Here is a 23,351-nt window from a genome sequence, read left to right as displayed (position 1 = left end):
CGCTCAACACTGCCCACGCCGCTCACCACCGACGACAGAACAGGATGAACATGCGTCGCAACCTGTCCCGCTCGGAGAACCTGTACGCCGGGGAGATCAGAACGCAGGCCGTGCGCTTCTGCGTGGTGCGCGGCGGAGTCGACCCCGAACTGCTCGACACGGCATACACCGCGCTGCTGGCCGAACACCCCTCGCTGCGCTGTCGCGTCGCGCAGGACGCCGACGGCAGTTTCCTCAGTCCGCTGGCGCCCGACGAGCTACCACGCCTGGTCGTGCGTCCCGGCGACCCGGACGCGCTGACCAAGGAGTGGAACACACCGCTGCCGCTCGGCGGCCCGCTGGTCCGCCTGGTGCTGTTGACCGGCGCGGACGAGGACACCCTGCTCATCGGGGCCGACCATGTGATCTGCGACGGCCGCAGCGCGATGGCCCTGTTCTTCCGGCTGTGGCAGCTCTACGCCGGCATCCGGGCGGGCACCCACCCGGCCGCCGACACCCCGCGGCAGGACTGGCCGGTGGCGATCGACGACCGCCTCGCGCCCCGCGCCGAGGCCGATCTCGACGCCTACGTCCAGGCGCGGCTCGACCGGGCCGAAGGCGCCCCGGTCGCCGCCCTTCCGTACCTCGCGGCCCGGTCCGGCGGGGCGGCGCCCGAGGAAGGCCTGACGCACTCTCGCCGGGTGCGGCTGACCGCCTCCGAGACGACGGGTCTGCTGGCGTTCGCCAGGAGCGCCGGCGCGTCGGTGCATGGCTTGGTGGCCGCGACGTTTCTCGCGGCCGTACGTTCCGGCCTGCCCGCACAGTACGACGACCACCGGCTGGCCTGCGTCTCCACGGTGGACCTGCGCGAGCGCGTGGAGCCCGCGCTGAGCCGCGAGGTGATGATCCCCGCGGCCTCGTGGTACCAGGACCTGGTCGACGTACCGGCCGGGGCCGACCTCGTCGGACTGGGCCGTCGTCTCGGCGCGGGCCTGAGCGCCGGCATCGACCGTGGCGACCCGGCCCTGGAACTGCAGTCGCTGGACCGGCTGTTGGCCCACCCGCAGCTGCTCGCGGCGAGCCTGGTGGTGACCAACGCCGGACGCGTGGCCCTCCCGCCGCCCCCGCCCGGACTGGAGTTCGTCGACCTGAGAGGGTTCGCGGTCTCCAGCAAGGCGCCGTCGTTCCTCCAGCAGGGCCCGGTGCTCGCCTCGCTGATGACGGTCCACGACCGCTTCCGCATCGAAATGCCCTACAGCACCCAGTGCTTCACGGAAAGCCAGATGGACGCGGTCCACGACCAGGTCAGCACGACACTTCGGGAGTTCGCCGGCCGTGCGCCGGTTCAGCCTGGGTGAAGACCCGGCGCAACCGGCGTCCGGCAGACGGTTCGGGCCGCTCAGCCCTGGGACGTGAGCTCCTCCAGGCCGGCTGCCACCGGCAGCGGCGTGAACGCCACCACCTGGTGCTCCGCCACGGCGTCGACCGGGTACGGGTCGGTGGCCGGCAGCCGTGATCGAGTCCTCGGCTTCCATCCCAGGGCCGCTGTGATCGGGGGGCGGCGCCTAGTCGTGAGCCACGACTCCGACGACCACCGTGCAGTACAACTCCTCGCTCGTCGACACGCTCGGGACGAGCCCCTGGTCGGCCATCGCCCGCGCCGTGACCGGGGCCTGCTCCTCGCTGGTCTCGATCAGCAGGCTGCCTCCCGGCGCCAACCACGTTCGTGCGCCGGCGGCGACCCGCCGGTGGATCTCGACGCCGTCCGCGCCGCCGTCGAGTGCGTGCCTCGGTTCGTGATCGCGTGCCTCGGGAGGCATCAGGGCGATCTCGTCGGTCGGCACGTACGGGGCGTTGACGACCAGGACGTCCACGCGCCCGCGCAGCGAGTCCGGGAGTGCGTCGTAGAGGTCGCCCTCGTACACGTGAGCGCCGGGGCCGACGTTCAGTCGAGCACAGCGGACCGCGTTCGGGTCGACGTCGGCGCACGACAACTCGATCCCGTCGACCCGCGCGGCGATGGCGGCGCCGATCGCTCCGGTTCCGCAGCACAGATCGACGACGACCGCGCCCGGCCGGGCCAGCCCCGCCGCGAGGTCGACCAGGAACCGGGTGCGCTGACGCGGGACGAACACGCCGGCGTCCACCCTGACGCGCAGGCCGCAGAACTCAGCCCAGCCGAGGATGACTTCGAGCGGTTCACCGATGACGCGGCGGCGCACCAGCACATCGAGCTCGGCGGGCGTCGCGGCGGCCTCGAGGAGCAACCGGGCCTCCTCCTCGGCGAACACGCATCCGGCTCCTCGCAGCGTTGCCACGGTGCGCTGCAGCGTCTCATCGGCAGGGGTGATCGACATCGAAGCCTTTCGAGGGAGGAACCCCGACCGACACAGCCGACCCGCCGGCCGCGGATGCGTCAGGTGCCGTCAGACCGGGGGATGTGGCGTGCGGAATGTCAACTTACGGTGACCAACGGACGGTTCAGCAGCTTAGCAGGAGAGACCAATGGAGTTTACGACCAAGGAAGTTGGGGCCCACGGCGAGGGCGCCGGCGTGACGTCCGCAGCGCGGCTCGCCGGACGGGGCCGCGGTACGCGCCGTGACCCGGAGCCGCGGTGCGCTCGCGCACGGCGACGGGCGGCTGCGCGGTCATGAGCACAGCCACCGGCCCCGCGAGGGTCTCCGCGGTCTCAGCGGTCGCCGCCACCGAACCCCTTGCCCCGCGCACGACGGCGGGCAAGGTGAGCGACCTCCACCGACGCATCGACGCCGCCCTGCACGCCGGCAGTGCGGACGGGGTGGAACGCCAGCGGGCGAAGGGGCGCGGAACGGCCCGTGAGCGCATCGACGCCTTGCTCGATCCCGGCTCCTTCGTCGAACTCGACGCGCTGGCCCGGCACTCGACGGCTCCCGGCGCGCCGGCACCTCACCCCATGGGCGACGGCGTCGTCACCGGCACCGGCACGATCGACGGCCGCCCGGTGGCCGTCTTCAGCCAGGACGCCACCGTGTTCGGCGGAACGCTCGGTGAGGTGCACGGCGACAAGATCGTCAAGCTGATGGACCTGGCGGCCAAGGTCGGCTGCCCGGTCGTGGGCATCAACGACGGCGGCGGTGCGCGCATCCAGGAGGGTGTCGGCACGCTCGGCCGCTACGGGGAGATCTTCTGCCGCAACGTACGCTGCTCCGGAGTCGTCCCGCAGATCTCGTTGATCATGGGTGCGTGCGCCGGCGGCGCGGTGTACTCGCCGGCGCTCACCGACTTCACCGTCATGGTGGACCGGACCAGTCACATGTTCATCACCGGGCCCGAGGTCATCAGGACCGTCACCGGCGAGGAGGTCGACTTCGAGACCCTCGGCGGAGGCCGCCCGCACAACACCCGGTCAGGGGTGGCGCACTATCTGGCCTCCGACGAGGACGACGCGCTGTCCTACGTCAAGGACCTCCTCAGCTACCTGCCGAGCAACAACCTCTCCCTGCCTCCGGTCTTCTCCGCGGCACAGCCGGCGTCGGGTTCGATCGACGACGGACTCACCGCCACCGATCTCGAACTCGACGCGATCGTCCCGGACTCGTCCAACCAGGCCTACGACATGTGCGAGGTCATCACGCGCGTGCTCGACGACGGCGAGTTCCTCGAGGTGCAGCGGCTGTTCGCGCCCAACATCGTCGTCGGCTTCGGCCGGGTGGGCGGGCACAGTGTCGGGGTCGTCGCCAACCAGCCCACGCACCTGGCGGGCTGCCTGGACATCAACGCCTCCGAGAAGGCAGCGCGGTTCGTGCGTACCTGCGACGCGTTCAACGTGCCCATACTGACGTTCGTCGACGTGCCGGGTTTCCTGCCCGGCGTCGACCAGGAGTGGGACGGGATCATCCGCCGGGGCGCGAAGCTGATCTACGCGTACGCGGAGGCGATCGTCCCCAAGATCACGGTGATCACGCGCAAGGCGTACGGCGGTGCCTACGGAGCCATGGGCTCCAAGCACCTGGGCGCCGATGTCAACCTGGCCTGGCCGACCGCGCAGATCGCCGTGACCGGCGCGCCCGGAGCGGTCGGCATCCTCTACCGCAAGGAACTGTCGGGGCTGAAGGGCGATGAACTGGAGGCGCGGCGCGCCCAGTTGGTGCGGGAGTACGAGGACCGGGCCACCCCCTACGCCGCTGCCGACCGCGGCTACGTCGACGCGGTCATCCCCCCGTCGCACACCCGTGCACAGGTCGGACGGGCTCTTCGGCTGCTGGCGACCAAGCGGGCGGAGGACCCGCTCCGCAGGCACGGCAACATCCCGCTCTGAGCGGGCTCCGATTGCCAGAACTCACCTGCCAGATGCGCAGTTGACGGATCGAAAAGGACTCAAGCGGTGAAGACAGTCGATCCCCATGACTTCCTGGACCTTGACGACGAACTGAACGCCACTGAGCGGGACCTGCGGGACACCGTGCGCGCCTATGCGACAACCGAGGTGCTGCCGCAGGTCGCGGACTGGTACGAGCGCGGAGAGCTGCCCCGCTCGATCGCCAAGGAACTCGGCGCGCTCGGGCTGTTCGGAATGCAGCTCGACGGCTACGGCTGCGCGGGCCTGTCGGCCACCGCCTACGGCGTCGCCTGCCGTGAACTGGAAGCGGTGGACTCCGGATTGCGCAGTTTCGTGTCCGTGCAGGGCTGCCTCGCCATGTGCGCCATCCACCGCTGGGGCAGTGAGGAGCAGCGGCAGGAATGGCTGCCCCGCATGGTCACGGGAGAGGCGCTCGGGTGCTTCGGCCTGACCGAACCGGACTCGGGCTCCGATCCGGGTTCGATGCGTACGTTCGCCCGCCGTGACGGGGACGACTGGGTGCTCAACGGCACCAAGACCTGGATCAACAACGGCGCGATCGCGGATGTCGCCGTGATCTGGGCAGACACGGCGGACGGTGTGCGCGGCTTCCTCGTGCCCACCGGCACGCGCGGATTCGCCGCCCAGGAGATCACCCGCAAGCTGGCCCTGCGTGCCTCGAACACCGCCCGGATCACCCTCGACGAGGTACGGCTCCCCGCCACGGCCGCCCTTCCCGGGGCCCAGGGCCTGAAGACGGCACTCTCGTGCCTGAACGAGGCGCGTTTCGGCATCATCTGGGGTGTGGTCGGCGCGGCCCGTACCTGCTACGCAAGCGCGCTCCAGTACGCCGCCCGGCGCGAGCAGTTCGGCCGTACGCTCGCCTCCTTCCAGCTCTCCCAGCGCAAGCTCGCGGACATGGTCGTGGACATCACGCACGCCGGGATGACCGCGCTGCGGCTGGCCCGGCTCAAGGAGGCCGGCCGGCTGGTGCCCACGCAGCTCAGCCTCGGCAAGCTGGCCAATGCGCGCTGCGCGGCAGAGGTCGCCCGCAGTGCCCGCAGCATCCTCGGCGCCAACGGCATCACCCTCGAATACCCGGTGATGCGGCACATGTCCAACCTGGAGGCGGTACTCACCGTCGAGGGGACCGAGGAAGTCCACGCCCTCAGCATCGGCCGGGCGATCACCGGCGTTCAGGCATTCCGCTGACGGCCCCGCGCGTGACGGTGCCTTGCGGCAGCGCGCGACAGCGGAACCACCCCGCACAACGAGGAGTTGCCATGCAGCGTCACGACATTCCCCCTCCTGGCCGGGAGACGGGTCAGCACCCGCGGGGCATGAGCCGGCACGGGAGGGTGGGAACGTGAGGGCCGTCTACGCAGCACGACCCGACGCCGAGGATCCGCTGGCCGCCCTGGTCGTGGGCGAGCGCCCCGATCCCGCGGTGCCCGAGGGGTGGGTGCGCGTGCGGGTCAGGGCGGTCTCCCTCAACCACAAGGACCTGTGGACCCTGAAGGGCGTCGGCCTGAACCACGACAAGTACCCGCGGATCCTGGGCTGCGAGGCGGCGGGGGAGACCCCTGACGGCCGCCGCGTGACGCTCTATCCCGTACTGGAGTCCCCGCCGGGCACCACGGACGAGACCCTGGTCCTGCCGGCCGCGCAACTCGTCGGCGCGCGGCCGGGCACGCTGGCCGAGTACATCGCCGTGCCCGCGGTCAGCCTGCTGCCGGTCCCCGACGAGCTGACCTGGGAAGAGGTGGCCTGCCTGATCTGCACCTGGCTGCCGGCGTACCGCATGCTGTTCACCAAGGCCCGGCTGCTGCCCGGTGACTCGGTGCTCGTGCAGGGCGCCGCGGGCGGTCTGTCCACCGCGCTGATCACGCTGGGGGTGGCCGGTGGGCTCAGGGTCTATGCCACCAGCCGTACCGCCGACAAGCGAGAGCTGGCCAGGCGTCTGGGGGCCCACGAGGCGTTCGCACCCAACGCGGAACTGCCCGAACAGGTGGACGCCGTCATCGACAGCGTCGGCAGGGCCACCTGGACCCACTCCCTGCACAGCGTGCGCAACGGCGGCACGGTCGTCGTGGCCGGCGCCACCTCCGGCGACGTCTCGCCGGCCCGGCTGCACCGGGTCTACTTCCATCAGATCAACATCGTCGGCTCGTTCAGCGGCACGCGGGAGGAATACGCGCGGATGCTGGCGCTGATGCGCGCCACGGGAATCAGGCCCCTCGTGGACGAGGTGATGCCGCCCCAGGACGCACGGGCGGCGTTCAAGCGCCTGCTGGACGGCGACGTCCGGGGCAACCTCGTACTGAGCTGGCCGTAGAACGCGCGGCGCCCGGTCCGTACGCACCGGGCGCCCGGCTACGAGGGCGTCAGGGCCGATGCCGACCCGTCTGCCGGAACCTCCCGGGGAGAGGCTGCATCTGTCTGTCCGCGGAGGCAGGGGGCCTCTCCACGAGGGAAGGACCTGATGGCACAGCGCAAGGCAACGGTCCTGATACTCACCCTGGCGGTACTGCTGGGGTTGAGCTCCTGCGGTGGGGGCCACACCCGCGCCGCCGCCTGCGGTTCCCACCAGCTGCGCTGGAAATGGACCCTCCTGGCCGACAAGCCGGCAGGCGCACCGACGGCCATGCTCAGCGCGACGAACAGACGTGCACGGCCCTGTGCCTTCGACGGCTACCCGCAGCTCGACGTCTGGGTCGGCAAGGCGCAGGACGTGCAGTCGGAGCCCGTGAAGAAGGCCGTGCCGGTCCGGCTGGAGCTGAAGCCGGGCCGGACGGTCGACTTCCCGCTCTTCTACCAGCCGCACGAAGTCCCGCGCGAGAGCTGCTGGATCTCGGGCGAGTACAACGCGTCCAGTGACGTGGTGCCGCCCCACCCCGCCCAGCACGACTACGGCTCCTTCGTGCACCCGACCGATGCGCAGGGACACCGGCTGCCCACCCAGGTGTGCAGCGACACCGTCCAGTTGGGTCCGCCTCACCTGCGCTGAGGCGACCCTGATGCCGACGGCTGGGCCGAGAGGGCGGCTGCGTAGCGGCCTACGTCCCACAGGCACACCGTCCGTCCTTTCCGGCGGTGCCCAGGGTCCTGCCGCCGGAGGTGAAGCCGAGGGTCTTCCTACTCCGACGGCACGATCGTCCGCTCGATCGAGGAGGCACAGGGCGGCCAGGAGCCGGAAAACCCGGCGCCCGTGCTCAAGCTCACCGCCAAGGGCACGGAGGGTTGTCTGCGCGGATGTGTCGGTCCGTCGAGTGCTACGGCGCGGTGGGCAGGTGCGGGCTGCGGAGGACGAGCAGGGTGATCTCGCTGGGGGCGAAGACGCGGAAGGGCGGGCCCCAGAAGCCGGTGCCGCGGCTGGTGTAGAGGAGGGTGCGGGTGCCGTGGTGGCTGAGGCCGGCGAGGGCGGGCTGGTCGATGCGGACGAGGTGGTGGAAGGGCCAGATCTGGCCGCCGTGGGTGTGGCCGGAGAGTTGGAGGTCGATGCCGGCGGCTGCTGCCCGGTCGATGAACTTGGGCTGGTGTGCCAGGAGTAGGACGGGTAGGTCGGGGTCGGCGCCGTTCAGGGCTCCGGCGAGGTGGGCGCGGTGGCCTGCCAGGCCGGACGACTCGGCGGTGACGTCGTCCACGCCGGCGACCACGAGGGTGTCGCCACCGCGTTCGAGCAGCAGGTGGCGGTTGCGCAGCGGCTCCCAGCCCAGCTCGTCCATCAGGTCGACCCAGCCCTGGGCCTCGCTGTAGTACTCGTGGTTGCCGGTGACGTATACGCGGGCCCGGGTGGCCCGCACGGTTCCGAGTGGGGCGGCCTGGGCGCGGCGGCGTTCGGCCGTGCCGTCCGCGATGTCGCCCGTGTGGCAGACCAGGTCGGCTTCCAGGGTGTTCACCGTCTCGCAAACCCGTACCGACCAGCGAGCGCGATCGAGTGGGCCGTAGTGGGTGTCGGTGATGAGGACGACACGGATGCCGTCCAGCCCGGCACCCAGCCGCGGGAGTTGCACGTCGAGTCGGCGCACGCGTGGCACACGGCGGGCCTCGGCGTACCCCCAGGCGAGCAGCACGGCGGTTACGCCGAGGACGGCCCACGTGACGATGCGGGCCCGGCCCTGACTCTCGCCGACGCCGGCCACGGTCAGGGCGAGCCGCAACAGGACGCCGAACAGAACTGACCAGGTGAACAGAACCCAGCTCGTGCCCAGCAGGGTGTCACCGACTATCGCCGCCCGGTCCTGCTGACGCCGGCCGTGGCCGCGCACCATCGCGAGCGGCATACATATGAGGCCGAGGACGAACAGGACGGTGCCGACCAGCGTGACGGGCAGCGGCCAGTGCTGGCCGGTGTACAGGAGCACCCAGCAGGGCACGGCCCACAGCAGGAAGGGGGCGATCAGGGGGAGGTAGCGCATCAGGCGGTGCAGTCGGCTCTGCCGCGGAGCTTGTGCTTCGCCCTCGGCGGGCCGGGTGCTGCTCGTGTCGGTCACGCTTCCCCTCCTTGACCAGGCTGCCGTCTCGCGCACTGTATCCGGTCGCCCTCGGGCCGGCCGACCGGCGTTCATGGACGCGGCCCCTTGGGACGAAGGGCTCTCTGCGGGATGGAAGGCCCCGCCGCAGACATCTCCCTTGGCATGAGCCGCGATCAGGGCGCTACTGCCCCGGCTTGGTACTGCCGCCGGCGGAGCGCGCGCCGGCGGGACGATGACCTGAGCCGATGATGGCGAGTGCCGGCCTCACTGTCAGCATTGGGTCAGCATGAGTCCGACCAATGCTGACTACGGCTGGCGCAACACGCACGTCAAGGGGGAGTGGAACGGGTGGTGTGAGGGGAGTTTGCTCGCGCGGCCTGAGCGAACCGGGCGTGGCCACCTGTCTCCTCCTGGACCTGACCCTGCTGCTGACCGCGTCCTGGTTCTCCCGGGGCCGGTTGACCCAGGTCAAGCCGTGCTCACAGCCCTTTCCCGCGGATGGTGCGCCTCCCTGCTGAGCATCACTCGTGGAAGGGCACCTACCTGTGGCTGTTGCGGTAGAGCGTGATCGCCGACGTTGACCTTGGACACGCGGCATGCCCACAATCTGCGGGCCCACGACGGCCGCTGGCGAACACGGGGGAGGGCCACCATGCGTGGAGAATGCGGTCACCGCGAGACCATTGCTGCGATCGCGCGAAATTCTGCGGCACCGGCCGAGGTCTTGATCAGGCTGCTGTGCGAGGAAGCCAAAGCGGCCTGGGACATGATCGCCTGGCGCGCTCTGCCGGACAAGGCGGTCGACGCCATCGTCATGCATCCCGACCGCAGGCTGCGGACAGCGTTCGCTGAGAACGCCGCGGTGACGGAGGATCAACGCGCCCGGCTCGTGGACGATCCCGATCCACGTGTCCGCCATGCTCTGGCCATCGGACCAGACTGGTTCCGCATCCCGGTGCAGCCGCTGCCCCTGTCCGCTCAGCAGCGCCTGCTTGCCGATCCGGAACCACGGGTCCGCCGAAGCGCAGCCTTCTCCCGCCACACGGCTCCAAGCCTGGTTGCCGGGCTCGCCGACCACCAGGAAGCGGACCTTCGGCAGGCAGCCTGCAGCCAATGGGCCTTGCTTTCCGAGGACACCCGAAGCCGTCTGCTCCGCGACGTTGATGACAAAGTGCGTCAGGCAGCCATGATGGAGGCCTGCCACGATGACGCGGGCTACACGGACCTTCTCCTCGACGCAGGAATTGGCCGCTTCGGCAGGCAGGATGTGATCAGGTACGGCGCCATGAGCACGGCGACTGCCGAACGGCTCGCAGCAAGCACCGAGGAGGAGGACCGGCGGGAGCTGGCGGCCAACCTCAACGTTCCCGTCGAGATCGTCCGGACGTTGGCGAACGACGACGCGCACAGCGTGCGGCTGGCGGTATCGGTACGACCCGAGCTGACGGAGACTGAACGTACCGCCATCGACGTCACCATCAGCCCGTCCGACCGGCACTATCCCGTCGAATGGGTTCGCCACTGCGCCGATCCCGACGTCTTGCGCCAATGCGCCAAGTCGGCCAACACCCTGCTACGGCGCAGTGCCGCCTACAGCCGGCACCTGCCTGCCGATGCCATCGACCTGCTCTCCGTGGACCACGACTACGCCGTGCGACTTCTGCTCTGTGAAAACCAACCGACCGTCGACGGCGAAGTGGTGCTGCAGGTGTATCTGGACTGCCAGGTCATCACCAAGGGTGCCCTGCTGCGGCACCCGAACTTCCCGAGCACAGGCGCCGGACAACGCTTCGCCGACGACCCGGATCCAGAGAAACGATGGCTCGTGGGGCTCGACGCCGAAGCGCCCGTCGACGCTGTGGTCCGGTTGCTTGCCGACCCCGACGATCGTGTACGTGCCATGGCAGCCGCGCACCCCGCGCTGCCAGTCGATCTCATCCTCCAGAGCTGCGGGAATCCGGAGACCTCCTCCCACGCCCTCAGCAACCCGAGCCTCCCCACGGAAGCCATGCACCAATACCTGGACGATGCAGGGATCCCTCGTTGACGCGGACAGATAAGAAGCGCAGAGCACGTGTCCTCTTCGGGCGCAACGGGGTCCCCCCGCGAGTCGCCCGCAGCCCGGCAAGCCTTCCGTGGCACGCCACCAGGAACAGGTGCCGTACCTGGAACGTCGTGGCCTGCGCCCTATGGCCGTCGAGAATCAGCAGACTGCCGACCTCAACTCCCAGGTTCTAGCTGATCACCGCTACTACTGCGGCTGCGGCCGTCGCCGCGAGTCCACAGGGACAGATCGCTGCTCGTCGCTACGGCAAGGGTCCGCCCGGAGGGCGAGAAGCCTGCGGCACGGAGCTCCGAGAGACTGCATCCCGAACCCTATAGGCGGCCGTCCGGCCCCACGCAGGGCTCGCACGCATCACAGAGGGTCAGCTCGATCGGCCGGGATTCGCGCAGGGTTCCAGCGTTGCCGCAGCGCTCGCAGATGTGCTCGCTGGCGGCCGTGAACTCGGCCAACAGCGCGCCGAGCCTGACCGCCTCGTCGGACGTCCAGTTTCCACCCCGCTTCCACGGCCGAGGAAATGCCTGGAAGGACAGGGCCGCCCACTTCTGCTTCACCGCCAGAAGCTCGTACTCGGGAAACGCCGCGACAACCGCCTCATGGCACAGCAGCACAAGAGCACGCCACCCGGGCCCCACAACGAATTCGAACGAGGGATCACGGAGGTGGCGCCTGAGCGGCTCCAGCTCAGCAGCATGTGCGGGCACCACGGGAGCGGCAAGAAGCCGATCCCGCATGGCCTGTTGGTACGCGGAAGGCGCCCGGTCACGCCTTTGTCGCTCCACCGGAGCCGCCTCCTTGGTCCACTTCATCGCCACGCCGGGATCCACACGTCAAACTGCGACCTGCCAGTCGGCCGTGAGATCCGCCACAGTTCCGCGTTCAGCCGTGCGCCCTCAAGCCTTGGGCGGAACCGAACGACGCTGACGCATGTCCATGGTGATCGGCAAACCCGTTCAATCGGCATTCCCGTCGGTGGTCACTTACCGGTCGGAGCCGCGACGCTCTCGTCCCCCGCTCTGACGGGCGGGCTGGCCGCCCGTAGTGGGCAGCCGGTGCCGACGCGCGCGGCCAGGTCGGCCCGGAGAGCGGCAAGGTCGGCGATACGCGTGTCGATGACCTGAATCTTCTCCTCGAAGAGCGCTGACAACGCTACCGCGGTGTCCGGTGCCTCGCGCAGTCTCTCGCCGTTCCGCGCGATCTCCGCCAGGGAGAATCCAAGCGCCTGCGCAGTGCGGATGTACTTCAGCCAGACCACCGTTTCGGGCGGGAAGTCGCGATACCCGTTGGGTAGACGCCGACCTTCGACAAGGCCGGCCTTCTCATAGAACCGGATGGTATCCCTGGTCATGCCTGCCTGCGCGGCAAGCTCACCGATGCGCATGCCCCTCCATCAGATATCAGGCTTGACCTTGGACCGTACTCCAATGTTTAGCGTGAGGCATTGCTTCCACGAAACCGGTTGGAGCCTCACCGTGAACCTTCTGCACACCCCTGAGCAGCCAGCCTATCTCCGCGTCGTACACGCGAGTGCGTGGTACGACCTGGTCGTCACAGCGGGATTCGCCACGCCGTGGACCTATGCGCTCGTACACGACGCACTGTCATCGTGCGGCAATGCGCTTGGACTTGGCGCTCTGCCGGAACTCGACCCGTGGCAGGTCCTGTTCGCCAACCTGATGGGCTCCGTGGTGGTCGTCTGGGCCGTTCTGCGCATCGTCAGGCCGCTGCCGGAGCACGGTCTGCTCGATGGCATCGCGCGTACCCTGTTCGCCACGTGGCAGGCATACGCGCTGGCCCACGGTGTGTCGCGGCTCCTGTGGGCTTTCTTCGCCCTCGAGGTGGCATTCGGCGTCCTCCAGCTTGTCCCGTGGATGAGGGGCCGAAACGCCGACCTCGTAGGCGACGACGCCGGCCCGGCCGACGGAGGCCCCCTGAGCACAGCGAGTCGGTGATGCGGGAACACGCCCACCCATGCCACTCACCGATGGGCGTGTACGCTTTCCCGTTCCCACCGACGTGTGCAAAGAGGCCACCAACGCGGCTTGATGCCCCACGTCAAGCCGCGTTCACAGTCCTTTGCCAGAGGCAGCGGCGGCGCTCTGATCTCTCCGCGGACTCCCGAGTGGTTGGCCTGGCCGGCAGGATGGTCGACATGGAGATCATTCCAGGACAAGGCGTGGCCCTCGTCAGGATCGGCGATCCGCGCTCGCAGGTTGAGGAGCGCGTCGGGTCTCCGTATCACGGCCCAGGCGGACAGCGGGCCGTCTACACCACCTCACCCACACTGGTGATCACCTACGCGGCTGACGAGACGGTCGAACTTGTCGAGATCGGCTACAGCGGCGAAGACGGCGATGCCGAAGCGCACTACGACGGGGTTCAGCTGACCCATCGCTTTCTGGATGACGTCGTCGCGGACCTCCACGCCCTGGGGCACTCGAGCACACCCTCGGACATCGGCCACGACTTCCACGCCGGCTTCTCCGTGTGGTCCATGCATTCGTTGTGGGCGGGCGACCTCGACCCGGAGGCCGGCGAGGACGACGAACGCGCGGTCTGCGAAGGAGTCTCGGTGGCGCCGTATACGTACTTCGCCGAAGGATAGGGAGAGGCCGGGAAGTGGCGGGCCTGCCCGGAGGGCGAACGCACTCCGGTGCCCCCCTCAGCAGCTCAGCCGGTGTGCCGGTCCGTGGAGAGCAGCCACTGCCAGCGTCGACGTTCCGTAACGAGGGTGGCGGCCACGAGGAGAGAGACGAGGACTGCCGCATAGATGGGCCAAGCCGACCATGCGGCGATCGCGGCGGCGGCGAGTTGGAGCACCACGAGCAGGATCGTGACCGTACCCGGGACAGGGATGATCACCTGCGCCTTGTCTCCCGGAGTGGAGAAGACGGTCGGGAGGCCGATCAGTACCACCACCGCCAAGACGGCAAGCAGCCATGAGTACTTGGACAAGGCCCAGGGAGTTGCCACCCAGGCGACGAGTTCCGCAGCGAAGCGCAGGACGGATGCGATGCGGTCGTCCGGTCTCTCCAAGTTCGCCTCCCACAAGCTGTGTCGACCACCAGCGGATGATCTTACGACCACGGATGGAGCTGTGAACATGCCGTTGGAGCCGCCAAGCGCTGTCGGCGCATCCGTGTTTCCGACGAGGCAGCGGCACCGACGCGGGGTTCGACCGTCCAACCGACCAGGGTTTGTTCCGTACGAGCCAGTCGTCGATGCGCTGGAGACGTCCCGGGCGCGTACAAGATCGGCAACAGTGACATGGTGCTCGGGGCGGAGGTCAGCTCGTCATGTGCCTCCACCGTGGGCCGACCAGGTCCCACTCGGTGCCCCATTGCTCCATGCGCCGCCGGTCCAGCCACCACCGTCCGGCGCTCCCGACGCCGAAGACCAACCCGCTCAGTGCGAGGGCGGCCGACGCTCCCAGAAAGCTTGCCTCGACAGTCGCCTTGCTGGGAGTCGGCGGCTGGGCGCTCAGCTTTCCGTGATGATCCGCCCAGATCGTGACCGTGGAGCCGGCCTTCCGCCCGGTGCTCACCAGTGTCTTGCCGCTGCGGGTGGAGCCGTCGGAGGCCGTCCAGCCAACCTTCGCCGAGACCAGGTCGTTGCCCGCCTCCGACACCGCCGAGTACGGGACGTTCGTCAGGAGCACGGCACGGACAGGGGTCCGCTCGGCCCGCTGCCGGGCGAACGAACGGTCGGCGGCGTGGGCGGTCACCGCGCCGGCCACCGTTCCGCCCACCACGATGAGTAGCCACATGGCGAGAAGGAGCCACGCCTCCAGGACGTCGTCGCGTCGCCGGATCGGACTGCTCCGCCACCGCCACAGCGGCAGCCTCATACGCATGGGCTTCCTGCCGGCCTGCTTGTCGTCGCGCATCTCTCCGCCCCTCCTCGTCCTCACTCCACGACAGTGACGGCACGAGCCGTACCGTCGCATGGGCCGACCAGCCGCAGGTCGAGGGCCGACCGGGTCAACCGGGAGACGGATGCGTCGTTCCGTGCCGCGAGTGCCAAGCGCCGTGGCGCTTCCCGGCGGTGGTCGACCGAGGCCGGGACACCGTACGGGTGGAGGACGTCCAGGCCATGGACGACGAGAGAGGGACGGTTGGCCCCCATTCGCGGCACTCTTCCTCGGGCCGCTCTCCGGCGAGGGCGGGACTGGTGGCCCCTCATCTGCGGCCGTTGCCTGGCACACCATGGAGCGTAAATCCCCCCACCAGGCGAGAGGCGGGCAGGCTCATGGACCCGAACGATGGATTCCGCGTACTCGGTCGTGAGGAGTGCCTGCGCATGCTGGCGACGGTCCCCGTCGGCCGGATCGTCTACACGCGAAAGGCACTGCCCGCGGTCCTGCCGGTCAACTTCCGCCTGGACTGTGACGGCGCTGTGGTGCTGCGCACCTCGGCGGCTTCGGAGTTGGCTCGTGCTGTCGATGACGCGGTCGTGGCCTTCGAGGCGGACGCGGTCAACGCGGTCGCGCAGGCCGGCTGGAGCGTCGTCGTCACAGGTCGCGCCGCGGTCGTGACCGATGAGGCCGAGCTGAAACGCCTGGACCGGCTCGGCCTCTGTTCCTGGGTGCCCTCACCCGAGGAGGTGCTCGTGCGCATCGAGCCCGAAGTGGTCACGGGGCGGGAACTCCTCGCCGGCCGCACCATCTACGGCTTGCACCTCTCCGCGTGACCGCAGGGCGCTGTTGCTCGCAGATGGGCCGGGCGGCCCTGTGGCCAAAGCGGCCGGACGACGGAGCGACGGCGGTTCCTGAGACCGCCACCGATGACGGCAGGCGACCGTGGTCAGGCTGCTCCGGGCTCCTCGGCCGCGGTGAGCCGGACGCCGGTGATCAGGTCAGGCCGGATCCGAACCGCGTAGTCCATGGTCTGGTTCACCCACGGGCGGAGCAGTGCCTGGTAGCGGGCCAGTTCCGCAGAATCGGTCACGAGGTGCGCATAGCCGGTGACCACTACGCTCCAACCCAGGTGGGTGTCCGGGTCGATGGTGTCTGCTTCGTAGGCGACGACGACGCCCGGGGCGCCCGCCTGCCGGGCACGCGACGTCAGAGCAGCGCCTTCATGGGTGCGGATGATGATGTCGCCGTCGTCCAGGACGTGGTTGACCGGGCGGACGGTGGGCAGCGCCTGGCGGGTGAAGACGATCCTGCCGAAGGAAACGCTGCCCAGCAGCCGCAGGGCTTCGTCGCTGTCGAGCTCGACGCTGCGGCGCGGCCCGGCGGGAACGGACTGGACGTTGTCGATGGTCATGGCGGGCTTCCGTAGGGACTCGCTGCTCACTGTGGTGTGTCTCCAGCCGGCGCGGCGTGGGTTTCGCGCGCCCCGCCACCGCCGGGACGACTGGTGCGCATGTGGGCTGTCCTCCTGGGCGCGGGCGGTTCCCTGTCCGTGGCGTCTGGCGAGCGGGAGCTACGGACAGATCGATCAGGTCATTGGAACGGCACCGAGGCTTCCCACACCAGGGCCGTTCGGCCCTGTTTTCGCGGCCGGGCCACCCTGCGCGTCCTCGTGGTGGGGACGGCCGAGCAGGCATCCGCGGCAGGACCCGCTGATCCGCCGGTGCGGTGTTCAGCTCAGGGCGCTTCGCCACGCAGCTCCTCAGCAGGCGGCCGGCAGTTGTGGTCCGCGAACCGCAGACGGTTCATCACACCGACGACCCCGTCCACACGCCAGATCGACCGGATCACCGACGGGATGTCACTGCTCTGCAGGAGGCACCCGTCCAGTACGACCATGCCGTCCCGGACGGAGACGGTGACCGCGCCAGGGGGAAGGCCCAGCACGCCGGGCAGAACCTCCTCGCTCAGCTGCCGACGAATCTCCTCGTCCGTAAGCAGGAAGGCCCGAAGCAGGTCACGACGGGTGGCGATGCCGATGATGCGGTCCTCCTCGTCCACCACGGGCAGCCGGTCGACCTGGTGGCGCTCCATCACCCGTGCGGCATCCGATACACGTTGCTCCGGATGAACCGTGACCGCAGGGCTCGTCATGAGCTCCCCCGCAGCCCCGGCCGCCGAGCCATGCGCCGAGCGCCCCCGACCCGGCAACCGGAACCAGCGGTCCCGACCGGTTCGTGCTCGGGCCATCCGCCCCTGCGCGAGATCGCTGCCGGAGACCACGCCGATCACCTTGTCGTCGTGGTCCACGACCGGGAGCGCACGGATGCGGTGCCGGTTCAGCAGCCGCAGCACATCCTCGGACGACGTCTCCCGGCTCGCGCACACGACGTCGCTGGTCATGATCTCGCCGACAGTGCGTGATTTCATAGGGCTTCCCTCCTTGACCGAGCCCGAGCGAGGGGCCATGGAGCCGCGCGTTCCACACGGCGTCACAGCGGCCCTGCCCGAGCCCCGCCGCACTCCTTGCCCTGGTGCCTCTTCAGCCTCACAGTCGGCTGCACCAGGGGGGCAGGGCCAGACGTAACCGGAAGGAGGGCCGACCCGCCTCGTGCCACAGGGGCGGAGGGCTCTAATGCCGCTTGCCGTCGGTACGGCCGCCGCGCCACGGAGGCGGAGTGGCCGTCCGGCGGGCGGCGTCCTTGCGGTGAAGGGCGGTCTCGATCTGGCCGCGCAGCCGGTCCTGCAACCGGTCCGCGAGTTCGCCGGCGCTGGCTTCCTCCGCGTGCACGACCACGAGCATGCTGCCCACGTGGATCTCGGCCCGGGCGGACCAGGGCCGCTCGACGTGGTGCGCGGCGGCCCTGGCGATGCGTACCACGCCGGTGACCTCCGGAAGTCCCGGCCGGCTGAGCGCCGCGTCGACCTTGTTACGGACGTACGAGAGCGCGTCCTCGTCCACGTCGCCTTCCGCCCGCACCTGTACCGCGATGCTGGTGATGTCGTGGGTGCCGGTGTCCTTGGCAGTCATGTTCTCCGCTCCTTCTGATCGTCGGGCAGCGGCTCCAGACTGCTGCGAGCACCGGTTGAGCCCCAGGGCTTTCCGGCCCCGGCGACAGGGCCATGGGGCCTGTTCGCGTGGCGAGGCGGCCCGACGCGGATGCCCAGGCGGTGCCGGCAAGCCCCTGGGGTCCGTCTGGCAAGGTGGAATGGGGCCGACCGGCCCTGGCCCTTCGGTCCGCATACGGGAAAGATCTCGGTGGGCATGCCGGTCCTGTCCACCGGCGGGCATCGGCGCGGAACGCAGAGCAAGGAGTTTTTCGATGGTGGACGGCGAGCAGGGCAGCGCGATCCGGGTCTTCCTGATGGACGACCACGAGGTGGTGCGGCGCGGCGTGCGCGACCTGCTGAACGACGAGCCGGACATCAAGGTGGTCGGCGAGGCCGGCACGGTGGAGCAGGCCCTGGTGCGCGTCCCCGCGCTGCGCCCGCAGGTGGCGGTGCTCGACGTACGCCTGCCCGACGGCGACGGTGTGACCGTGTGCCGGGAACTGCGCTCCCGGATGCCCGAGCTGGCCTGCCTGATGCTGACCTCATTCGACGATGAGGAGGCTCTGCTCGACTCGATCATGGCGGGCGCGTCCGGCTACGTACTGAAGCAGATCCAGGGTTCGGATCTCGTGTCCGCCGTACGCACCGTGGCCAGCGGCCAGTCCCTGCTCGACCCGAGCGCCACCACCAAGCTGATGGCCCGGCTGCGCGGCGGCCAGCAGCAGGAGCCGGAGCCGGACGAGCTGCAGGGCCTGACCGAACGTGAACGGGAGGTCCTGGCCCTGATCGGGGAGGGGCTGACCAACCGCCAGATCGGTCAGCGGCTGTACCTCGCCGAGAAGACGGTGAAGAACCACATCTCCCGCCTGCTCGCCAAGCTCGGCGTCGAGCGGCGCATCCAGGCCGCCGTCATCGCCACTCAGGTACAGGACCGGCAGCGGTAGGAAGGGAGCACCGGTCCTGGGCTTCGCGCCCAGCCACCGTCCTCTCGGAGGCCCTGACCAACACCGCCCGGCACGCGCATGCCGACCGCGCCGAGGTCGCACTGACGACCGACGGCCGCGAGCTCTGCCTCACCGTCTCGCTCGTCTGGCGGGTACTGGTGACGGACGGCTAGCCAGGCACCCCGTCGCGCTCCTATGGGTCATGCGGGAGACAGCTTTCCGTCGTCCTGCGCCGAGGCGGTGGTCGTTTCAGGCGGGGTCGGACGGTCGGGTCGTATGAGTGCGAACTCCACGTCGACCACGCCCTCGACAGCTCGGGCCAGGCGTGCGGCGACCGGGACGAGCGAGGTGTCCCGGGCCTGGCCGGTGAGCTTCACGACGCCGTTCCGCACGTCCACGCGCACGGCCGACGTCGGCGCGGGGAAGACGTCCGACACGACCTCTCGGCGTACTTCCTCCGCGATCTCCTCGTCGTCCCGCAGGAAGACCTTGAGCACGTCGGCGCGGCTGACGATGCCCTCCAGCATCCCCACCTCGTCGACGACCGGCAGCCGTTTGACCTTGGCCTGTGCCATCGTTCGCGCGGCCTGGGCGAGGGTCGCGTTCGCCCGGACGGTGAGGGCGGGGGAGGTCATGAGGTCCTCCGCGGTGAGCCCGCCGGCCTTCGCCAGGTCGTCCAGGCGGCGCAGCTGGGTGGCCCGGTCGGGGTCGCTGTCGCGGAATTCCTCTTTAGGCAGCAGGTCTGCCTCGGAGACGACACCGACCACGCGGCCCTCGCCCTCCAGCACGGGCAGGGCGCTGACCTTCGAGTCCTGCATCAGCTGCACGATCTCCTTGAAGGCGGCCCGGCGGCCGACTGCGGCGACCGTGTGCGTCATGACGTCGCTGACGATGTGCGGGGTGCCGTGCATGGTGACTCCTTCGTCGCTGCGGTCCGCTCAGACCATGGCTCCGGCGCCGTACGGCGCGTACAGGTCCAGTAGCCGGGTCCGGGCGGAGCGGAGGCGGTGGGCGAGCACGTCGCCGACCCACTGCGTCATGGTCTGGCCGAGGGCCGGGTCGTCCCGGCACAGGGCACGGACGGACGCGGCATCGAACTCGTAGGCTCGCACCGGGGTCATCGCCTCGGCACCCAGATGCCATACGTGGGGTGCGAACAGCCAGGACGAGCCGACGAGTGCGTTGTGCCCGAGCGTCTCGATGACGGCGGGGCGGCAGCCGGGGACACGCATGTCGAGTTCGACGGTGCCGGTGCGGATGATCCAGAACCGGTCGGCGCGGGCGCCCTCGTTGAAGAGGCGGGTCCCCTGCGGGATGGTCACCTCCCGGGCGAGCCGCATGAGCCGCTGCCGGTGCTCGACGGGCAGAGCGCGCGGCATGCTGGGGGTGAGGTGACCGTTCATGGCGTGCCTCCTGGGGATGTACGGACTGCCACGGCCAGCATCTGGCGGTGGCCTGAAGCGAGCGAGGGGCCATTCGGCCCGGAGCGCGGGCCACCCGGTCCGAGGCCGAGGACGGCCGTCGCGCGGGCGTCGTGCCTCCCCCGACATGAGACCTGTACGGACGAACCTCGCTGCTCGTGGGGGACCGGGGGAGAGAAGCGCCCCACCTCGTCAGAGCAGCAAGAACGTGGCATCGCAGCCTGGTTGACGTCGTGTCCTGAGAGAACGGCTGCGGTTGCTGCCTTCGAGAGTCGAGCAGGGGGCTGCTGCCCGGAAGAGGGCCGGTCGGCCCTCAGGTACCGGCTGAAAGGCCCCCGCCGTGACACCGGCCGGACTGCGGGCCCGTCGGCGTGGACCAAGAGGGCTCGGGCACGGGGACCATCGGGGCCACGCCGGGGCCGTGTGGCCGCTGACCCGGATCGGCGGGGCGCAGAAGGATCGTTGGCGGCTCGACCGACCCGCAAGCGACCTGCACAAGGAGTTACCGGCATGCCCAGAACCACAGGAGGCGGAAAGGGGACGGCGCCCCAGGCGGCGCTCGGCCTCCCCGCCGCCTCCGCGCTCGTCATCGGCAGCATCATCGGCACAGGCGTCTTCGCGCTGCCGTCCGCGCTCGCGCCCTACGGGCCGATCTCCCTCGTCGCTTTCGTCGCCGTCACCCTCGGCGCGCTCGCGCTGGCGCTGACCTTCGGCGCCCTGTCGAAGCGTGTGCCCGCCAGCGGCGGACCGTACGTCTACGCCCGTGAGGCCTTCGGCGAGTTCGCAGGGTTCCTGAACGCCTGGTCGTACTGGATCACCGCGTGGGCGGGCAACGCGGCGATCGTCGTCGCCTGGGTCGGCTACGTCGAAGTCTTCGTCAACACCGGTCACAGTAAGTGGATTTCGGCGCTTCTTGCCCTGGTCGGGCTGTGGATACCGGCCGCGATCAACCTCACGGGCGTCCGGAACACGGGCGCGTTCCAGGTGATCACGACCGTGCTGAAGTTCGTGCCGCTGGTCTTCATGGCCACCGTGGGGCTGCTGTTCATCGACGCCCACAACTTCGGCCCGTTCAACGCCAGCGGCCAGTCGGCGCTGGGCGCGATCTCGGCCGCCGGCGCCATCGCCCTGTTCAGCTACCTGGGGCTGGAGGCCGCCTCGGTGGTCGCCGGCCGGGTCCGTGAGCCGGGCCGGAACGTGCCGCGCGCCACTGTCTACGGCACCCTCGTCTGCGCCGTCATCTACATCCTGGGCACACTCGCCGTCTTCGGCACCGTCGCGCATGGCAAGCTGGGCGGCTCGACCGCGCCGTTCACCGATGCCGCGAACACCATCTTCGGCGGCACCTGGGCCGGTGACATTGTCGCGGTGGCAGCGATCGTCTCCGGCATCGGCGCCCTCAACGGCTGGACGATGCTGTGCGCCGAGATGCCGTACGCCGCCGCCCGCGACGGACTCTTCCCCACCGCCTTCGCCCGGCTGCGCGGAAAGAACGACGTCCCCGCCTTCGGCATCGTCGCCTCGGCCGTACTGGCCTCGCTGATCACGGTGTTCAGCTACACGCGCTTCGAGGACGTCTTCACCAAGATCGTGCTGCTGAGCGTGCTCACCGCAGTCATCCCGTACCTGTTCTCCGCCGCCGCCCAGCTCTACTGGCTGCTGGTCCGAGGCCGTGACAGCCTCACACCTCGCCGACTGGCCCGTGACGTCACGGTCGCCGCGCTCGCGCTCGCCTTCTCGTACTGGTCGATCCAGGGCAGCGGCTACCAGACCGTCTACTACGGCCTGTTCGTGCTGCTGCTCGGCGTGCCGGTCTACGTCTGGCTCAAGCGGGGGCAAGGCACGTACGGCGAGACGACGGCGCCCAGGGATGCGGTGATCCCGGCCCAGCAGGAGCGGGCACCCGAAACGCCCCCGCCGGCCACCCGGCTCTCCCGTGGGCTGCGTACGAACCGCACAGGCGGCCCCCGGAAGCGGAACGACCTCCGCCACCACGACTGACACCCACCCCTCGCAACACGGAGGAACTCCCGCGATGAACACCTTCCACGTCGACTCCGAGGTCGGCCGCCTGCGCCAGGTGATCCTGCACCGCCCCGGCCTTGAACTCTCCCGCCTGACCCCGCGCAACGTCGACGCCCTGCTCTTCGACGACATCCTGTGGGCCAAGCGGGCCCGCGAAGAGCACGACGCCTTCGCCCAGGTGCTGCGCGACCACGGCGCCCGCGTCCACTACTTCGCCGACCTGCTCGCCCAGACCCTCGACGTGCCCGAGGCCCGCGACTGGCTGCTGGACCGCGTCGTCACCCCGGCTGCGGTCGGCCCGGCCCTCATCGACCCGGTGCGCGCACTGTGCACCGAGCTGGACGGAGAGACGCTCGCCGGCTACCTCATCGGCGGCCTCCTCAAGAGCGACCTGCCGCTCGCCGCCCCGCACAGCCTGGTGTGGAACGCGCTCGGCGCCGACGACTTCGCCCTCGCCCCGCTGCCCAACCACCTCTTCCCGCGCGACAACTCCTGCTGGATGTACGACCGGCTGTCGGTCAACCCGATGGCCAAACCCGCTCGCAGGCGCGAGAGCCTGCACGCCGAGGCCATCTACCGCTTCCACCCCATGTTCGCCCCGGCCGCCCCCGAACCGCTCCTCGACGGCGCCGTGGGCACCCTCGAAGGCGGCGACGTACACGTCCTCGGCAACGGTGCCGTCATGGTCGGGACGGGCGAGCGGACCACCCCACAGGCGGTGGAAAACCTCGCCGCCAGACTCTTCGCGCACGGCACCGCGAACCGCCTCATCGCCGTCCAACTGCCCGCGGCCCGCGCCTACATGCACCTCGACACCGTGCTGACCATGGTCGACCGCGACGCCTTCGCCATCTACCCGGGCCTCGCCGACTCCCTCCGCTCGTGGACGCTGACGCCCAGCGACACCCGCGGCTGCGGCTTCGAAGTCGCCCCCAATTCCGACCTGGCCACCGCGCTCGCCGAAGCCCTCGACCTCGACAAGGTCCGCATGCTCTCCGCGCCCCAGGACATCCGGAGCGCCGAGCGCGAGCAGTGGGACGACGGCAGCAACTTCCTCGCCGTCTCTCCTGGCGTGGTCGTCGGCTACGAGCGCAACGTCACGACCAACACCTACCTGCGCAGGCAGGGCATCGAGGTCGTCACCATCGCCGGCGCCGAACTCGGCCGCGGACGCGGCGGCCCACGCTGCATGAGCTGCCCCATCGAACGCGACTGAAGCCGC

The 23,351-nt window shown here is 69.9% G+C and carries 23 protein-coding genes; 12 read left to right on the top strand and 11 right to left on the bottom strand.

From position 1 onward, the window contains the following. Nucleotides 1–50: 50 nt before the first annotated feature. Nucleotides 51–1,337: a condensation domain-containing protein gene (locus K7G59_RS00990; RefSeq protein WP_225829837.1), complete on the top strand. Its 1,287-nt coding sequence runs from the start codon at nt 51–53 to the stop codon at nt 1,335–1,337. Between the two features lie 207 nt (nt 1,338–1,544). Here K7G59_RS00990 and K7G59_RS00985 read toward each other — a convergent pair whose 3' ends face one another. Beyond that, nucleotides 1,545–2,336 carry a putative protein N(5)-glutamine methyltransferase gene (locus K7G59_RS00985; protein WP_225829836.1) on the bottom strand — a complete coding sequence of 264 codons (792 nt, stop codon included), beginning with the start codon at nt 2,334–2,336 and terminating at the stop codon, nt 1,545–1,547. A gap of 294 nt (nt 2,337–2,630) precedes the next feature. On the opposite strand from K7G59_RS00985, the gene K7G59_RS00980 reads away from it, so the two are divergent. From K7G59_RS00980 to K7G59_RS00965, 4 genes are all read left to right on the top strand, one after another. Further along, nucleotides 2,631–4,277 carry an acyl-CoA carboxylase subunit beta gene (locus K7G59_RS00980; protein WP_225829835.1) on the top strand — a complete coding sequence of 549 codons (1,647 nt, stop codon included), beginning with the start codon at nt 2,631–2,633 and terminating at the stop codon, nt 4,275–4,277. A gap of 66 nt (nt 4,278–4,343) precedes the next feature. Beyond that, the gene (locus tag K7G59_RS00975; RefSeq protein ID WP_225829834.1) at nt 4,344–5,510 is read left to right on the top strand and encodes an acyl-CoA dehydrogenase family protein; all 1,167 of its coding nucleotides are present in this window, start codon (nt 4,344–4,346) and stop codon (nt 5,508–5,510) included. Nucleotides 5,511–5,664: 154 nt separating this feature from the next. Beyond that, nucleotides 5,665–6,633, top strand: coding sequence for a zinc-binding dehydrogenase (locus K7G59_RS00970; protein WP_225829833.1), 969 nt, complete (start codon nt 5,665–5,667; stop codon nt 6,631–6,633). A 147-nt stretch (nt 6,634–6,780) separates the two neighbouring features. Then, nucleotides 6,781–7,305, top strand: coding sequence for a DUF4232 domain-containing protein (locus tag K7G59_RS00965; RefSeq protein ID WP_225829832.1), 525 nt, complete (start codon nt 6,781–6,783; stop codon nt 7,303–7,305). A 265-nt stretch (nt 7,306–7,570) separates the two neighbouring features. Here the strand turns inward: K7G59_RS00965 and K7G59_RS00955 are convergent, their stop codons facing one another. Further along, nucleotides 7,571–8,791, bottom strand: coding sequence for a metallophosphoesterase (locus K7G59_RS00955; protein WP_225829831.1), 1,221 nt, complete (start codon nt 8,789–8,791; stop codon nt 7,571–7,573). 634 nt (nt 8,792–9,425) lie between these two features. On the opposite strand from K7G59_RS00955, the gene K7G59_RS00950 reads away from it, so the two are divergent. Then, nucleotides 9,426–10,820: a hypothetical protein gene (locus K7G59_RS00950; RefSeq protein WP_225829830.1), complete on the top strand. Its 1,395-nt coding sequence runs from the start codon at nt 9,426–9,428 to the stop codon at nt 10,818–10,820. Nucleotides 10,821–11,149: 329 nt separating this feature from the next. Here K7G59_RS00950 and K7G59_RS00945 read toward each other — a convergent pair whose 3' ends face one another. Together K7G59_RS00945 and K7G59_RS00940 are read right to left on the bottom strand one after the other, a co-directional pair. Further along, nucleotides 11,150–11,644: a hypothetical protein gene (locus tag K7G59_RS00945; RefSeq protein ID WP_374114184.1), complete on the bottom strand. Its 495-nt coding sequence runs from the start codon at nt 11,642–11,644 to the stop codon at nt 11,150–11,152. Between the two features lie 167 nt (nt 11,645–11,811). Further along, on the bottom strand, nt 11,812–12,216 hold the full coding sequence (locus tag K7G59_RS00940) for a MerR family transcriptional regulator (RefSeq protein ID WP_225829828.1): 405 nt from the start codon (nt 12,214–12,216) through the stop codon (nt 11,812–11,814). A 91-nt stretch (nt 12,217–12,307) separates the two neighbouring features. Between K7G59_RS00940 and K7G59_RS00935 the strand changes: the two genes are divergently transcribed. Both K7G59_RS00935 and K7G59_RS00930 read left to right on the top strand, forming a co-directional pair. Next, nucleotides 12,308–12,787: a hypothetical protein gene (locus K7G59_RS00935; RefSeq protein WP_225829827.1), complete on the top strand. Its 480-nt coding sequence runs from the start codon at nt 12,308–12,310 to the stop codon at nt 12,785–12,787. A 191-nt stretch (nt 12,788–12,978) separates the two neighbouring features. After that, nucleotides 12,979–13,440 carry a hypothetical protein gene (locus K7G59_RS00930; protein WP_225829826.1) on the top strand — a complete coding sequence of 154 codons (462 nt, stop codon included), beginning with the start codon at nt 12,979–12,981 and terminating at the stop codon, nt 13,438–13,440. Between the two features lie 65 nt (nt 13,441–13,505). Here K7G59_RS00930 and K7G59_RS00925 read toward each other — a convergent pair whose 3' ends face one another. Together K7G59_RS00925 and K7G59_RS00920 are read right to left on the bottom strand one after the other, a co-directional pair. Further along, the gene (locus K7G59_RS00925) at nt 13,506–13,871 is read right to left on the bottom strand and encodes a hypothetical protein (protein ID WP_225829825.1); all 366 of its coding nucleotides are present in this window, start codon (nt 13,869–13,871) and stop codon (nt 13,506–13,508) included. A 250-nt stretch (nt 13,872–14,121) separates the two neighbouring features. Further along, nucleotides 14,122–14,721, bottom strand: coding sequence for a hypothetical protein (locus tag K7G59_RS00920; protein ID WP_225829824.1), 600 nt, complete (start codon nt 14,719–14,721; stop codon nt 14,122–14,124). Nucleotides 14,722–15,083: 362 nt separating this feature from the next. Here K7G59_RS00920 and K7G59_RS00915 point away from each other — a divergent pair, with 362 nt between their 5' ends. Then, nucleotides 15,084–15,524: a pyridoxamine 5'-phosphate oxidase family protein gene (locus K7G59_RS00915; protein WP_225829823.1), complete on the top strand. Its 441-nt coding sequence runs from the start codon at nt 15,084–15,086 to the stop codon at nt 15,522–15,524. Between the two features lie 113 nt (nt 15,525–15,637). Here K7G59_RS00915 and K7G59_RS00910 read toward each other — a convergent pair whose 3' ends face one another. The 3 genes from K7G59_RS00910 to K7G59_RS00900 form a co-directional block, all read right to left on the bottom strand. Beyond that, nucleotides 15,638–16,102, bottom strand: coding sequence for a pyridoxamine 5'-phosphate oxidase family protein (locus K7G59_RS00910; protein WP_225829822.1), 465 nt, complete (start codon nt 16,100–16,102; stop codon nt 15,638–15,640). Nucleotides 16,103–16,425: 323 nt separating this feature from the next. Then, nucleotides 16,426–17,118: a CBS domain-containing protein gene (locus K7G59_RS00905; protein ID WP_225829821.1), complete on the bottom strand. Its 693-nt coding sequence runs from the start codon at nt 17,116–17,118 to the stop codon at nt 16,426–16,428. A gap of 202 nt (nt 17,119–17,320) precedes the next feature. Further along, nucleotides 17,321–17,719, bottom strand: coding sequence for a hypothetical protein (locus tag K7G59_RS00900; protein WP_225829820.1), 399 nt, complete (start codon nt 17,717–17,719; stop codon nt 17,321–17,323). A gap of 292 nt (nt 17,720–18,011) precedes the next feature. On the opposite strand from K7G59_RS00900, the gene K7G59_RS00895 reads away from it, so the two are divergent. Then, nucleotides 18,012–18,683, top strand: coding sequence for a response regulator transcription factor (locus K7G59_RS00895; protein WP_225829819.1), 672 nt, complete (start codon nt 18,012–18,014; stop codon nt 18,681–18,683). A gap of 200 nt (nt 18,684–18,883) precedes the next feature. Here the strand turns inward: K7G59_RS00895 and K7G59_RS00890 are convergent, their stop codons facing one another. Continuing rightward, a complete protein-coding gene (locus K7G59_RS00890) occupies nt 18,884–19,594 on the bottom strand; it encodes a CBS domain-containing protein (RefSeq protein WP_225829818.1) in 711 nt (236 codons plus the stop codon). Between the two features lie 27 nt (nt 19,595–19,621). Next, the gene (locus K7G59_RS00885) at nt 19,622–20,086 is read right to left on the bottom strand and encodes a Crp/Fnr family transcriptional regulator (RefSeq protein ID WP_225829817.1); all 465 of its coding nucleotides are present in this window, start codon (nt 20,084–20,086) and stop codon (nt 19,622–19,624) included. A gap of 528 nt (nt 20,087–20,614) precedes the next feature. Between K7G59_RS00885 and K7G59_RS00880 the strand changes: the two genes are divergently transcribed. Together K7G59_RS00880 and K7G59_RS00875 are read left to right on the top strand one after the other, a co-directional pair. After that, nucleotides 20,615–22,105, top strand: coding sequence for an APC family permease (locus K7G59_RS00880; RefSeq protein WP_225829816.1), 1,491 nt, complete (start codon nt 20,615–20,617; stop codon nt 22,103–22,105). A gap of 34 nt (nt 22,106–22,139) precedes the next feature. Further along, nucleotides 22,140–23,345, top strand: coding sequence for an arginine deiminase (locus tag K7G59_RS00875; protein ID WP_225829815.1), 1,206 nt, complete (start codon nt 22,140–22,142; stop codon nt 23,343–23,345). Nucleotides 23,346–23,351: the final 6 nt, after the last annotated feature.

It is taken from the genome of Streptomyces sp. NK08204 (assembly GCF_020400585.1).
In the GTDB taxonomy this organism is placed as follows: domain Bacteria; phylum Actinomycetota; class Actinomycetes; order Streptomycetales; family Streptomycetaceae; genus Streptomyces.
The sequence above is the reverse complement of the archived record's forward strand: the minus strand, read 5'-3'. Positions and strand labels throughout refer to the sequence as shown.

Coding starts and splice junctions, on each gene's coding strand:
- K7G59_RS00990 (WP_225829837.1), top strand. CDS start 51: ATGCGTCGCAACCTGTCCCGCTCGGAGAACCTGTACGCCGGGGAGATC.
- K7G59_RS00985 (WP_225829836.1), bottom strand. CDS start 2,336: ATGTCGATCACCCCTGCCGATGAGACGCTGCAGCGCACCGTGGCAACG.
- K7G59_RS00980 (WP_225829835.1), top strand. CDS start 2,631: ATGAGCACAGCCACCGGCCCCGCGAGGGTCTCCGCGGTCTCAGCGGTC.
- K7G59_RS00965 (WP_225829832.1), top strand. CDS start 6,781: ATGGCACAGCGCAAGGCAACGGTCCTGATACTCACCCTGGCGGTACTG.
- K7G59_RS00950 (WP_225829830.1), top strand. CDS start 9,426: ATGCGTGGAGAATGCGGTCACCGCGAGACCATTGCTGCGATCGCGCGA.
- K7G59_RS00945 (WP_374114184.1), bottom strand. CDS start 11,644: ATGAAGTGGACCAAGGAGGCGGCTCCGGTGGAGCGACAAAGGCGTGAC.
- K7G59_RS00940 (WP_225829828.1), bottom strand. CDS start 12,216: ATGCGCATCGGTGAGCTTGCCGCGCAGGCAGGCATGACCAGGGATACC.
- K7G59_RS00930 (WP_225829826.1), top strand. CDS start 12,979: ATGGTCGACATGGAGATCATTCCAGGACAAGGCGTGGCCCTCGTCAGG.
- K7G59_RS00920 (WP_225829824.1), bottom strand. CDS start 14,721: ATGCGCGACGACAAGCAGGCCGGCAGGAAGCCCATGCGTATGAGGCTG.
- K7G59_RS00915 (WP_225829823.1), top strand. CDS start 15,084: ATGGACCCGAACGATGGATTCCGCGTACTCGGTCGTGAGGAGTGCCTG.
- K7G59_RS00910 (WP_225829822.1), bottom strand. CDS start 16,102: ATGACCATCGACAACGTCCAGTCCGTTCCCGCCGGGCCGCGCCGCAGC.
- K7G59_RS00905 (WP_225829821.1), bottom strand. CDS start 17,118: ATGAAATCACGCACTGTCGGCGAGATCATGACCAGCGACGTCGTGTGC.
- K7G59_RS00900 (WP_225829820.1), bottom strand. CDS start 17,719: ATGACTGCCAAGGACACCGGCACCCACGACATCACCAGCATCGCGGTA.
- K7G59_RS00895 (WP_225829819.1), top strand. CDS start 18,012: ATGGTGGACGGCGAGCAGGGCAGCGCGATCCGGGTCTTCCTGATGGAC.
- K7G59_RS00890 (WP_225829818.1), bottom strand. CDS start 19,594: ATGCACGGCACCCCGCACATCGTCAGCGACGTCATGACGCACACGGTC.
- K7G59_RS00885 (WP_225829817.1), bottom strand. CDS start 20,086: ATGAACGGTCACCTCACCCCCAGCATGCCGCGCGCTCTGCCCGTCGAG.
- K7G59_RS00880 (WP_225829816.1), top strand. CDS start 20,615: ATGCCCAGAACCACAGGAGGCGGAAAGGGGACGGCGCCCCAGGCGGCG.
- K7G59_RS00875 (WP_225829815.1), top strand. CDS start 22,140: ATGAACACCTTCCACGTCGACTCCGAGGTCGGCCGCCTGCGCCAGGTG.